Here is a 12,089-nt window from a genome sequence, read left to right as displayed (position 1 = left end):
AAACAACCGCAAAAGATCAGGGGGAGAATCTTCATGCTGCGGATCTGGGGTCGACTGTCGTCGATCAATGTACAGAAGGTGGTCTGGTGCGCGCGCGAGCTGCACCTGGACCATGAGCGCGTGGACATCGGCGTCAACCAGGGCGACCTGGACACCGAAGCCTATGTCCGCCTCAACCCCAACCGCCAGATCCCCGTGATCGAGGACTTCCGCGGCACGGACGTGGGCGGCGAGCCCTTCGTGCTGTGGGAATCCAATGCCATCGTGCGCTACCTGTGCGCGCGGTATGGCGAGGGCACGCTGTGGCCGGAAGACGTCAAGGCGCGCGCCTCGGCCGACCGCTGGATGGACTGGCAGACCACCACCTTCAGCCCGGCCATGGTCACCGCCTTCCTGAACATGGTGCGCGTAGCACCCGAGAAGCGCGACGATGCCGCCGTGGCCGCGTCATGCGCACGCACCGAGCCGCTGGCCGCGCTGCTCGACAAGGCCCTGGCCGGGCGCGAGTTCATCGGCGGCGACCGCTTCACCATGGCGGACATCTCGCTGGCCTGCGCCGCCCATCGCTGGATGGGCACGCCGGTCGCCCACGAACCGCGCCCCGAGCTGGAGCGCTGGCTGGCGGCCATGCGCGCGCGCCCGGCCGCCGAAGGCATCCTGGAACTGCCGCTGCGCTGAGCACGCGGCGGCTGACCCGCTTATTTGCCGGCGCGCGAGCCCGACGCCGCCGTGAACACCCCGAGTCCGATGAAGGCTGCAGCCGTCAGGTAGCGGCCTGCCGCCCGCGCCCGGCCGGCACGGCGCAGCGCCGGCATCACGGCGGCCGCCGCGGTCACGTAGCAGACGTCGGTGGTCGCCGCGATCAGCACGAAGCCCACGCCCAGCGCCAGGCTCTGCGTCAGCGCAGAACCGGCCGGGTTCATGAACTGCGGCAGGAAGGCGGCGAAGAAGATCGCGGTCTTGGGATTCAGCAGGGCCACCACGAAGCCGTCTCGCAATACCTGGCGCAGCGGACGCGCCGGCGGCGGCGTATCCGTGGCAACTGCCGGCGCGGCGCGCAAGGTACGGATGCCCAGCCAGATCAGGTACGCCGCCCCCGCGTACTTCACCACGGTAAAAGCGAGCGCCGACACCGAGAACAGCACGGCCAGTCCGAGCGCGGCGCCCGCGGCATTACCAAGATTGCCCAGCGCCACGGCGCCCACGGACGCCAGCCCGGCACGCCGGCCCTGCGCCAGCGTACGCGTCACGATATAGACCACCGCCGGGCCTGGCGTCACGGCCAGCGCCAGGCTGGCCAGCACGAAGGCGCCAAGCAGCGGCCACGGGGGAAGGAACTCGGGCATGGTGTCTTCCTTTGTCGGATCCATCGGCATTCGGCAGACAGGCTACGCACACCGCGCACCGCTGCCAAGCTGACATTATGGTCATTCCCTGGTTGGCATACATTTCGAAGAGGCGCCGTTTAGAGTACTCTGCGCTTTGGGCAGCACATGCTCCATGCTGCCCCCAGGCAAACCCTGACCCCTGAATCCGGTTCATGTATGCCATGACCGGATTTAAGGCGGCGTGGTGGGAGCCCATCCTTACAATCCTTGTTCGACTCGCGTGTGCGGCTGACGCCGCACGTCTGTACGCGATGTACAACGGCAGCCAAGGGCACGGAGATCGCCCGGGCTGCCCGAGCCAAACCTGAGGAGGATTTCAATCGTGTGGAGTCAAGTCTATGACCCGCTAGGCAATATGGCGCTGTCGACCATTGCCGCGGGCATCCCCGTAGCCGTGCTGCTGGCAGCGCTGGCCTTCTTTCACATGCAGGCGCACCTGGCCGCCGGCCTGGCATTGGTGGTGGGTGTCGTCGTGGCTTCGGCGGTCTTCGGCATGCCTGCGGCCATGGCCGGCAAGGCGGCCGGACTGGGCATTGTCTCCGGCCTGTTCCCGATCGGGTGGATCGTCCTCAACATCATCTTCCTGCACCGGCTCACCACGCTGAACGGCTCCTTCAAGGTATTGCAGACCTCGATCTCCGGCGTGACCGAGGACCGCCGCCTGCAACTGCTGATGGTGGCCTTCAGCTTCGGCGCGTTCTTCGAGGGCGCCGCCGGCTTCGGCACGCCCGTGGCCGTGACCGGCGCCATCCTGATCGGCCTGGGCTTCTCGCCGCTGGCCGCGTCGGGCCTGGCCCTGATCGCCAACACCGCGCCGGTGGCCTTCGGCGCGCTCGGTGCGCCGATCATCGGCCTGTCTTCGGTGACCGGCATCGACCAGGTCACGCTGTCGGCCATGATCGGCCGCCAGCTGCCGTTCTTCTCCGTGCTGGTGCCGTTCTGGCTGATCTGGGCCTTTGCCGGCTTCCGCGGCATGCTCGCGATCTGGCCGGCGATCCTGGTCGCAGGCGTGAGCTTCGCCGTCCCGCAGTTCCTGGTGTCGAACTACCACGGTCCGTGGCTGGTCGACGTGATCTCGGCCCTGATCTCGCTGGGTGCGCTGACGCTGTTCCTGAAGATCTGGCATCCGAAGGAAATCTGGACCACCACCAAGATCCTGGGCCGCCACGACGAATCCAAGGTGGACCACCCCGAAGCGCTCGAAGCCGACGCCCGGGCCACCGCCGCATCGGCCGGCATCTCGGTGGCCAAGGCCTGGGTGCCCTGGATCATCCTGACGGTGTTCGTGTTTGTCTGGGGCATCCCCGAGTTCAAGAAGTTCATGGATGCCGTCTGGCAGTGGAAATTCCCGATCCCTGGCCTGGACAAGGCGGTACTCAAGCATCCGCCGGTGACGCCCAAGGAGATCGCCGAGCCTGCCATATTCGCCTTCAACGTGCTGTCGATGGCCGGCACGGGGATCCTGGTCTCGGCAATCGTGGGCGGCCTGGTGATGGGCTATTCCGTGCCGCGCATGATCAAGGAGTACTGGGAAACCATCAAGCTGACCAAGTACTCGCTGCTGACCATCAGCGCCATGTTCGGCATCGGCTACCTGACCCGCTACTCGGGCCTGGACGCCACGCTGGGCCTGGCGTTCGCGCAGACCGGCGTGCTCTACCCGCTGTTCGGCACCATGCTGGGCTGGCTGGGGGTGGCGCTGACGGGCTCGGACACCGCCTCCAACGTGCTGTTCGGCGGCCTGCAGAAGACCACCGCCGAGCAGCTTGGCCTGTCGCCGGTGCTGATGTCCGCGGCCAACAGCTCGGGCGGCGTGATGGGCAAGATGATCGACGCGCAGTCCATCGTGGTGGCCTCCACCGCCACCAAGTGGTACGGCCATGAAGGCGACATCCTGCGCTACGTGTTCTTCCATTCGATCGCGCTGGCGATCCTGGTCGGCATCTTCGTGACGCTGCAGGCCTACGTGCATCCGTTCACGCAGATGGTCATCCACTGACCTGGCCAGGCCGCAAACCCGGCAGCCGATTCGCCGGCTGATTCGCCTGCCCCTTGCAGCCCCGCCCCGGCGGGGCTGTTTGTTTTGGGGCGTATCATGTTGCGTCTGATCCACCGCACCGACGCACCTCCGTTTCCGGCCGCGCCACCCCACCCGGATGCCGCCGGCCCGAACGGACGCCATGGAACCGCCATGCCGATACGCCGCCTGGAACGCCTGATCGATCCCTTCCGCCATATGCCCGACCATAAACCGCCGGGCGAAGTATGGCGCTTCTACGCCTATTTCCTGCGCGAAGTCTGGCCGGTGTTCGGCGCCCTGCTGGTGGTCGGGCTGGTCGGCGCGCTAATCGAGGTATCGCTGTTCAGCTTCCTCGGCCGCCTGGTGGACCTGGCGCAGACCTCGCCCGCCGCAGGCTTCTTCAGCCGCCACCGCAACGAACTGCTGTGGATGGCGCTGGTCGCTCTGGTGCTGCGGCCGCTGTTCCTCGGCCTGCATGACGTCCTGGTGCACCAGGTCATCAACCCGAGCCTGGCCAACCTGGTCCGCTGGCAGAACCACCGCTACGTGCTCAAGCAGAGCCTGTCGTTCTTCCAGAACGACTTTGCCGGCCGCATCGCGCAGCGCATCATGCAGACCGGCTTTTCGCTGCGCGACTCGGCGGTTCAGGCCGTCGACGCGCTGTGGCACGTGCTGATCTACGCGGTCACCTCGCTGGTGCTGTTCGCCGAGGCCGACTGGCGCCTGATGATCCCGCTGCTGCTGTGGATTGCCTGCTACGTGGCGGCGTTGCTCCACTTCGTGCCGCGCGTCAAGCAGCGCTCGGTCGTTGCCACCGAGTCGCGCTCGCGGCTGATGGGCCGCATCGTCGACGGCTACACCAACATCGCCACGCTCAAGCTGTTCGCCCACACGCGCAAGGAAGAGGACTACGCGCGCAACGCCATGGCCGACCAGACCGACAAGTCGCGCCTGGCCGGGCGCATGGTGAGCGCGATGGACATCACCATCACCGCGATGAACGGCGCGCTGATCGCCGGCACGACCGGCATGGCGCTGTGGCTGTGGAGCCAGGGCCGGGTCACGACCGGGGCCATTGCGCTCACCACCGGGCTGGTGATCCGCATCAACAATATGTCGGGCTGGATCATGTGGGTGGTCAACGGCATCTTCGAGAACGTCGGCCAGGTCCAGGACGGCATGAAGACCATCTCCGTGCCGCGCACCGTGACCGACCGGCCTGGCGCGCAGCCGCTGCGCGTCACCGATGGCGCGGTGCGCTTCGAGCAGGTCGGGTTCCACTACGGCAAGGGCTCGGGCGTGATCGAAGGCGCGGACCTGACGGTGCGGCCGGGCGAGAAGATCGGGCTGGTCGGCCCGTCGGGCGCGGGCAAGTCGACGCTGGTCAACCTGCTGCTGCGGCTCTACGACCTGGAGCGTGGCCGCATCCTGATCGACGGCCAGGATATCGCGGGCGTGACGCAGGAAAGCCTGCGCGCGCAGATCGGCATGGTGACGCAGGACACCTCGCTGCTGCACCGCTCGATCCGCGACAACCTGCTCTATGGCAGGCCCGACGCCAGCGATGCCGAGATCGCGCAAGCGCTGCACCGCGCGCGCGCCGACGAGTTCGTCCCGCACCTGGCGGATGCCAGCGGCAACACCGGGCTGGAAGCGCTGGTCGGCGAACGCGGCGTGAAGCTCTCGGGCGGCCAGCGCCAGCGCATCGCCATTGCACGCGTGCTGCTGAAGAATGCGCCCATCCTGATCCTGGACGAGGCCACCTCGGCGCTCGACTCGGAAGTGGAAGCGGCGATCCAGGAAAGCCTCGAAACGCTGATGCAGGGCAAGACCGTGATCGCGATCGCGCACCGGCTTTCGACCATCGCGCGCATGGACCGGCTGGTGGTACTGGACCAGGGCCATATCGCCGAGAGCGGCACGCATGCGGAGCTGCTCGCGCATGGCGGACTGTATGCGCGGCTGTGGGCGCACCAGACCGGCGGCTTCGTCGGCGTGGACTGAACGACTCCGGTCAGAGCAAGCCAAGCAGGCCGGCCAGACCGCCGATGGCGACCAGCACGAGCGGGTGCACGCGCGTCTTCAGCATCAGCAGGACAGTCGCCACGGTAATCGCCGCCGCGCCCCAGCCGTGGTCGACGCTGCGCGCCAGCACCCACCCCGACGAGGCCAGCAGGCCGATCGTCAGCGCGGCCAGCCCGCGCCGGATCAGGCCGGGCCAGTTCGCATGCGGCGAACGGCCCGAGAAGTATTCGAACGCCAGCGCGATCAGGCTGGACGGCCCGCACATGCCGAACATGGCCGCAAGCGAACCAGCAAAGCCCGCCACCTGCCAGCCGAACAGCGAGACGAACAGCACGTTGGGGCCAGGCGCCGCCTGCGAAATCGCGTACATGGCCGAGAACTGCGCATCGGTCAGCCAGCCATTGGCCTCGACCAGGTAGCGGTGCATGTCCGGCAGCGTGGAGCTGGCGCCGCCGATGGCCAGCAGCGACAGCGCGCTGAAATGGGCGAACAGGCTGCCCAGCACTTCGGCCGGACTCACGACTGCCCTCCGCGGCTCGCGCGCCATTCCAGCACCAGCGCGAGCGGCACGAGCACCGCCATGACCGGCACGAGTGACCAGCGCAGCAGTCCGATCACCAGGAAAGCCGCACCGCCAACCAGCACGGCGCGCAGGGTCGGCGACAGGCTCTGCGCCAGCCGGATGGCCATGGCCAGCATCAGGCCGGCCGATACCGCCGTCATGCCGGCCAGCATGCGCTGCACGGCGGGCACATCCTGGTAGTGCTGGTACAACAGGAGCAAACCCAGCACCAGTCCCATCGGCACCATGACGAGGCCGCCGAACGCGGCCAGCGCGCCGCGCCAGCCGGCAAAGCGCAAGCCCAGCATCAACGCCAGGTTGATGACATTGGGGCCGGGCAGGACCTGGCCCAGGCTCAGCAGTTCGACAAAATCGCGGTCATCCATCCAGCGGTTGCGCTCCACCACCGCGCGGCGCACGAACGGCAGCACGCCGCCAAAGCCGGACAGGCCCATGCGGGCGAACTCGATGAACAGGGTGCGGGGGGTGGGGGGCGGGGCGAGGGAAGACATGAGGAAGAAGAATTGCGACAACGGCAAGCAACTGCGGCAGCGTGAAATCTGCCGCTGCGGGTCTGCCCTCTCCCGCTGGCGGGAGAGGGCAGAAACCCTCGCGGGTTCAGTTCCCCGCAGGCGCCACAACCTTCACCGGATCAATCCGCACGCCCTTCAGCTTCGTTTCCAGCGCCTTGCCCTTGCGCGCGCGCTTGCCGACATACGGCAGCAGATTCGCGCCCGCCAGCTTCTGCGAGTCAGGCTTGCCGCCACGCGGCGTAGTGCCTGACACCAGCAGCCCCGGCGCGCCCACGCCAACCGCCTGCAGCAAGGTCTCCTTCGGCTCCAGCTCCATCAGGATCACGCCGCGGCCGCCGGCCGACAGCACCTTGACCTCGTCGAGCGCCACCAGCAGCATGCGGCCGTTGCCGGACAGGCAGGCCACGTGCGTGGCCTCGTCGCCGATCGGCGCGGGCGCGAGCGGGGCATCGCCGTCATCGAGCGTCAGGAAGGACTTGCCGCCCTTTTGCCGGCCCGTCATATCGCCGACCTTGGTCAGGAAACCATTGCCGCCCTGCGTAGCGATCAGCACGCGCTGCTCGGCACTGCCGGCAAGGGTATGGGCGATCTGGCTGCCCGGCTGCAGTTCGATCAGCGTGGTCAGCGGCACGCCGTCGCCGCGCCCGCCCGGCAGGCCGGCCACCGGCACCGAGTACACGCGGCCATTGGTGCCGAAGGCCAGCAGCACGTCCACCGTGCGGCACTCAAAGGTGCCGTACAGCGCATCGCCGGCCTTGAAGGTGAACTGCTGCGCATCGTGGCCGTGACCCTGGCGCGTGCGCACCCAGCCCTTCTGCGACACCACCACCGTGACCGGCTCGTCCACCACGCGCATCTCGGCGGCGGCGCGGCGCTCTTCCTGGATCAGCGTGCGGCGCGGGTCCTTGTCTTCCGGGCTGTACTGCTTCGCGTCGGTCTCGATCTCCTTGATGATGCGACGTCGCATCATGGTGTCGGACTTCAGCAACACGTCGAGGTCGGCCTGCTCTTCGCGCAGCTCCTTCAGTTCCTTCTCGATCCGGATCGCTTCCAGCCTGGCCAGCTGGCGCAGGCGGATTTCCAGGATGTCCTCGGCCTGCCGGTCGCTCAGGCCGAAGCGTTCGATCAGCGCGGGCTTGGGCTCGTCGCTTTCGCGGATGATGCGGATCACCTCGTCGATGTTCAGCAGCACCAGCATCCGGCCTTCGAGGATGTGGATGCGGTCTTCCACCTTGCCCAGGCGATGACGCGTGCGCCGCGTGACGGTGGCGAAGCGGAAGTCGATCCACTCGCGCAGGATGTCGCGCAGGCCCTTCTGGCGCGGACGGCCGTCCGTGCCGATCATCACGAGGTTGACCGGCGCGCCCGATTCCAGGCTCGTATGCGCGAGCAGCGTCTGGATGAATTCCTGCTGCTCGATGTTCTTGCTCTTGGGCTCGAACACCAGCCGCACCGGTGCGTCCTTGCCCGATTCATCGCGCACGGCGTCCAGCACCGCCAGCACCGTGGCCTTGAGCTGCTGCTGTTCCGGGGTCAGCGCCTTCTTGCCGGTCTTGACCTTCGGATTGGTCAGCTCTTCGATTTCTTCCAGCACCTTCTGCGCCGACGTGGCCGGCGGCAGTTCGGTCACCACCAGCTGCCACTGGCCGCGCGCCATTTCCTCGATGGTCCAGCGCGCGCGCACCTTCAGGCTGCCGCGGCCGGATTCATAGATCTGGGCGATATCCGCGGCCGGCGAGATGATCTGGCCGCCGCCCGGGTAGTCCGGGCCGGGCATCAGCGCCAGCAGTTCGGCCAGCGAGATGTTCGGGTTGCGGATCATCGCCACCGTGGCCCCGGCCACTTCGCGCAGGTTGTGCGGCGGCACTTCGGTGGCCATGCCCACGGCAATGCCCGACGCGCCGTTGAGCAGCACGAACGGCATGCGCGCCGGCAGCAGCTTCGGCTCTTCCATCGAGCCGTCGTAGTTGGCGATGAAGTCGACCGTACCCTCGTCGATCTCGTCGAGCAGCAGGCGCGAGATCGGCGTCAGGCGCGCTTCGGTGTAGCGCATCGCCGCGGCGCCGTCGCCATCGCGCGAGCCGAAGTTGCCCTGGCCGTCGATCAGCGGATAGCGCAGCGAGAAGTCCTGCGCCAGGCGCACCAGCGCGTCATAGGCCGACTGGTCGCCGTGCGGATGGTATTTGCCGAGCACGTCGCCCACCACGCGCGCGGACTTGACCGGCTTGGCGTCGGCGCGCAGGCCCATCTCGTGCATGGCGAACAGGATGCGCCGCTGCACGGGCTTCTGGCCATCCGCGACCTCGGGCAGCGCGCGGCCCTTGACCACGCTGACGGCGTAGTCGAGGTAGGCCCGCTCGGCGTAGCGCGCCAGCGTCAGCGAATCCGCGGGCTCTTCAGGTTGAAACGTGATGTCTTGTTGTTCCATGGATTGGCAAGAAGACGGCGCGCCATGATGTGAAGCCGGCGCGCCGGGTGGCTTGTTTATCGGGAATTCAGGTCAGGGCATGCTGCGCCGTCCGCCGATCACCATCTTCACGCGCGACGGCGCGCCGGCTGCCGCGCTGGTACGGGTCACGACCGGGCCGCCGCCGGGCTTGTAAAGCCGGTAGAACTGCAGCACGGTGCTCACGTATTGCTGCGTCTCCGGGTACGGCGGAATCCGGTTGTTGTAGCGCTGCACCGCGCCCTCGCCCGCGTTATAGGCGGCCAGCACCAGTTCCAGGTTGTCGGGAAACAGCTCCATCAGCCAGCGCAGGTAACGCACGCCGGCCGAGATGTTGGTGCGCGGGTCGGCCAGCTTTTCCTCCACGCTGCGGCGCGCGTCGGCGCTTACGCCAAAGCGCGTGCCGGTGTCGGGAATGACCTGCATCAGCCCGATGGCGCCCTTGGGCGACACGGCCGACGGGTTGAAGCCGGACTCCACCGCCATCACCGCCTTGACCAGCGCCGGGTCGACGTCCTGCTTCTCCGCGATCTGCCGGATCATCGGCTCGACCTTGGCGATATTCGGATGGTTGACGACGTAGCGGTACAGCTTGTTCTGTTCGAGATCGGTCGCCGCGGCATTCGCGTCGCGCGAGGTATCGAAGCTGCCGCCGTTCCTCATGAAGAGCTTGTAGCGCTCATCGAGCTTGCGTTCGGCAAAGTGGGCGATGCCATCCGAGTCGATGAAGCCGTAGAGTTCGGCATGCGCCGCCGGCGCACAGGCGAGACCGGCCACCATCAGCACGGCCGCGGCCGCTGAATGCCATGGTTTGCGTGTCGGTCTCATTGTCATCATGCGATCCGGCTTGGGTGCGAGGACGCCAAAGCGGGCATTATCCCCCTTTGTCCGTCCGCGTACAGATAGCCCGTCAGATATCGGCCTCGACTTCGTTGCCCTTCTCTTCCAGCCAGCTGCGGCGCTGCGCGGCCTCGCCCTTGCCCATGAGCATGTTCATCATCTCGACGGTCTGCGGCAGGTCGAACTCGCCCAGCGCCACGGGCAGCAGGCGCCGCGTGTCCGGGTTCATGGTGGTTTCCCAGAGCTGTTCGGCGCTCATTTCGCCCAGGCCCTTGAAGCGGGAAATCTGCCAGCTGCCATCCTTGACGCCGTCCTTGAGCAGCTTGTCCTGGATGGCTTCGAGTTCACCTTCGTCGAGCGCGTACAGCTTCTGCGCGGGCTTCTTGCCACGCGCGGGCGCGTCGACTCGGAACAGCGGCGGGCGCGCCACGCAGACGTTACCGGCGTCGATCAGCTTCGGGAAGTGGCGGAAGAACAGCGTCAGCAGCAGCACCTGGATATGCGCGCCGTCCACGTCCGCGTCGGACAGGATGCAGATCTTGCCGTAGCGCAGGTTGGACAGGTCGGGCTCGTCGTGCGGGCCGTGCGGGTCCACGCCGATCGCCACCGCGATGTCGTGCACCTCGTTGTTGGCGAACAGGCGGTCGCGCTCGGTTTCCCAGGTATTGAGCACCTTGCCGCGCAGCGGCAGGATGGCCTGGAATTCCTTGTCGCGGCCCATCTTGGCGGAGCCGCCGGCGGAATCGCCCTCGACCAGGAAGATCTCGTTGCGCGTGACGTCGGTCGACTCGCAGTCGGTCAGCTTGCCGGGCAGCACGGCCACGCCGGAGCCCTTCTTCTTTTCCACCTTCTGCGCGGCGCGCGTGCGCGCCTGCGCCTGGCGGATCACCAGTTCGGCCAGCTTCTTGCCGTACTCGACGTGGTGGTTCAGCCACAGCTCCAGCGCCGGCCTGCTGAAGGTCGACACCAGACGCACCGCGTCGCGGCTGTTCAGGCGCTCCTTGATCTGGCCCTGGAACTGCGGGTCCAGCACCTTGGCCGAGAGCACGAACGAGGCGCGCGCGAACACGTCCTCGCTCATCAGCTTGACGCCCTTGGGCTGCAGCGCGTGCATCTCGATAAAGCTCTTGACCGCCTGGAACAGGCCTTCGCGCAGGCCGGACTCGTGCGTGCCGCCGGCCGGCGTGGGGATCAGGTTGACGTAGGACTCGCGCACCGGCGCGCCTTCTTCGGTCCAGGCCACCACCCACGAGGCGCCTTCGCCATCGGCAAAGCCTTCCTCGCCGGGGTTGGCGTCCGGGTCGGCGAAATGCTCGCCCTCGAACATCGGGATCACGAGTTCGGCGCCGCTGCCCTGCGCCAGCGCCTCGACCAGGTAGCCCTTCAGGCCCTGGTCGTACTGCCAGGTCTGGGACTCGCCGGTCTTCTCGATCACCAGCGTCACTTTCACGCCAGGCAGCAGCACGGCCTTGCTGCGCAGCAGGCGTTGCAGTTCGGCCTGCGGGATCGCGGCCGAATCGAAATACTTCGCGTCCGGCCATACCTGGACGCGCGTGCCGTTCTTCTTCTCGCCGCGCTCGAGCTTGCGCGAGCTGAGCGGCGTGGTCACATCGCCGCCGGAGAAGGTCAGCGTGGACATCATGCCGTCGCGCCAGACCGACACGTCGAGCTGCGTCGACAGCGCATTGGTCACCGACACGCCCACGCCGTGCAGGCCGCCCGAGAACGCGTAGGCGCCGCCCTTGCCTTTGTCGAACTTGCCGCCGGCGTGCAGCCGCGTGAAGACGATCTCGACCACCGGCACGCCTTCTTCCGGGTGGATGCCGACCGGGATGCCGCGGCCGTCGTCCTCCACGCTGACGCTGCCGTCGCGGTGCAGCGTGACCAGGATCTCGGAACCGAAGCCGCCCAGCGCCTCGTCGGACGCGTTGTCGATCACCTCCTGCACGATATGCAGGGGGTTGTCGGTGCGGGTGTACATGCCGGGACGCTGCTTGACCGGCTCCAGGCCCTTCAGGACCCGGATGGAGGATTCGCTGTACTGACTGGTTTTGCTCGCCATGGAGTCGCTACGAAAGTGGAGATCCCGGCGGTTCGGGCGCGCATTCGTGGCTGCGCCGGGGTGCCGGGCACTGCATTGTAATGGAAGCCCGGACCGGCAAACGTGGCAAAAAGGCAGCGGCGCCGGCGCGCTTGCTTGCCGGCCGTCCGGATTACCATGCCGCCCGTCCGGACTTGCGGGCCCTGCCCGACGCGTTCCGGAAAGCCGGGGTAA

9 protein-coding genes are annotated in these 12,089 nt (G+C 67.4%); 3 read left to right on the top strand and 6 right to left on the bottom strand.

What is annotated here, in order from left to right; all coding sequences use genetic code 11:
• The first annotated feature begins 33 nt into the window (after positions 1-33).
• Positions 34-678 (top strand): glutathione S-transferase family protein, encoded by a 645-nt coding sequence (locus AC3FNH_RS06215; RefSeq protein ID WP_276099835.1) that lies wholly within the window; start codon positions 34-36, stop codon positions 676-678.
• Positions 679-698: 20 nt separating this feature from the next.
• Here the strand turns inward: AC3FNH_RS06215 and AC3FNH_RS06210 are convergent, their stop codons facing one another.
• Entirely contained in the window at positions 699-1,346 is a 648-nt protein-coding gene (locus tag AC3FNH_RS06210; protein WP_276099834.1) for a LysE family translocator, read from the bottom strand.
• Between the two features lie 364 nt (positions 1,347-1,710).
• Between AC3FNH_RS06210 and AC3FNH_RS06205 the strand changes: the two genes are divergently transcribed.
• A complete protein-coding gene (locus AC3FNH_RS06205; protein WP_276099833.1) occupies positions 1,711-3,387 on the top strand; it encodes an L-lactate permease in 1,677 nt (558 codons plus the stop codon).
• Between the two features lie 192 nt (positions 3,388-3,579).
• Positions 3,580-5,412, top strand: a complete 1,833-nt coding sequence (locus AC3FNH_RS06200) for an ABC transporter ATP-binding protein (protein ID WP_488719417.1) — start codon at positions 3,580-3,582, stop codon at positions 5,410-5,412.
• Between the two features lie 10 nt (positions 5,413-5,422).
• Here the strand turns inward: AC3FNH_RS06200 and AC3FNH_RS06195 are convergent, their stop codons facing one another.
• The 5 genes from AC3FNH_RS06195 to AC3FNH_RS06175 form a co-directional block, all read right to left on the bottom strand.
• On the bottom strand, positions 5,423-5,980 hold the full coding sequence (locus tag AC3FNH_RS06195) for a chromate transporter (protein ID WP_276099831.1): 558 nt from the start codon (positions 5,978-5,980) through the stop codon (positions 5,423-5,425).
• On the bottom strand, positions 5,950-6,507 hold the full coding sequence (locus tag AC3FNH_RS06190) for a chromate transporter (RefSeq protein WP_488719399.1): 558 nt from the start codon (positions 6,505-6,507) through the stop codon (positions 5,950-5,952). Before AC3FNH_RS06190 ends, AC3FNH_RS06195 begins: the two co-directional genes overlap by 31 nt.
• Positions 6,508-6,613: 106 nt before the next feature.
• Positions 6,614-8,956, bottom strand: coding sequence for a DNA topoisomerase IV subunit A (parC, locus tag AC3FNH_RS06185; RefSeq protein WP_488719398.1), 2,343 nt, complete (start codon positions 8,954-8,956; stop codon positions 6,614-6,616).
• Between the two features lie 72 nt (positions 8,957-9,028).
• Positions 9,029-9,808, bottom strand: a complete 780-nt coding sequence (locus AC3FNH_RS06180; RefSeq protein WP_276100665.1) for a lytic transglycosylase domain-containing protein — start codon at positions 9,806-9,808, stop codon at positions 9,029-9,031.
• A gap of 76 nt (positions 9,809-9,884) precedes the next feature.
• Positions 9,885-11,876: a DNA topoisomerase IV subunit B gene (locus tag AC3FNH_RS06175; protein ID WP_276099828.1), complete on the bottom strand. Its 1,992-nt coding sequence runs from the start codon at positions 11,874-11,876 to the stop codon at positions 9,885-9,887.
• Positions 11,877-12,089 lie beyond the last annotated feature (213 nt).

It is taken from the genome of Cupriavidus sp. 22TCCZM01-5 (assembly GCF_057798915.1).
Note: the sequence above shows the minus strand (reverse complement) of the source record. Positions and strands in the feature narration are given on the sequence as shown.

Coding starts and splice junctions, on each gene's coding strand:
- AC3FNH_RS06215 (WP_276099835.1), top strand. CDS start 34: ATGCTGCGGATCTGGGGTCGACTGTCGTCGATCAATGTACAGAAGGTG.
- AC3FNH_RS06210 (WP_276099834.1), bottom strand. CDS start 1,346: ATGCCCGAGTTCCTTCCCCCGTGGCCGCTGCTTGGCGCCTTCGTGCTG.
- AC3FNH_RS06200 (WP_488719417.1), top strand. CDS start 3,580: ATGCCGATACGCCGCCTGGAACGCCTGATCGATCCCTTCCGCCATATG.
- AC3FNH_RS06195 (WP_276099831.1), bottom strand. CDS start 5,980: ATGGCGCGCGAGCCGCGGAGGGCAGTCGTGAGTCCGGCCGAAGTGCTG.
- AC3FNH_RS06190 (WP_488719399.1), bottom strand. CDS start 6,507: ATGTCTTCCCTCGCCCCGCCCCCCACCCCCCGCACCCTGTTCATCGAG.
- parC (WP_488719398.1), bottom strand. CDS start 8,956: ATGGAACAACAAGACATCACGTTTCAACCTGAAGAGCCCGCGGATTCG.
- AC3FNH_RS06180 (WP_276100665.1), bottom strand. CDS start 9,808: ATGACAATGAGACCGACACGCAAACCATGGCATTCAGCGGCCGCGGCC.
- AC3FNH_RS06175 (WP_276099828.1), bottom strand. CDS start 11,876: ATGGCGAGCAAAACCAGTCAGTACAGCGAATCCTCCATCCGGGTCCTG.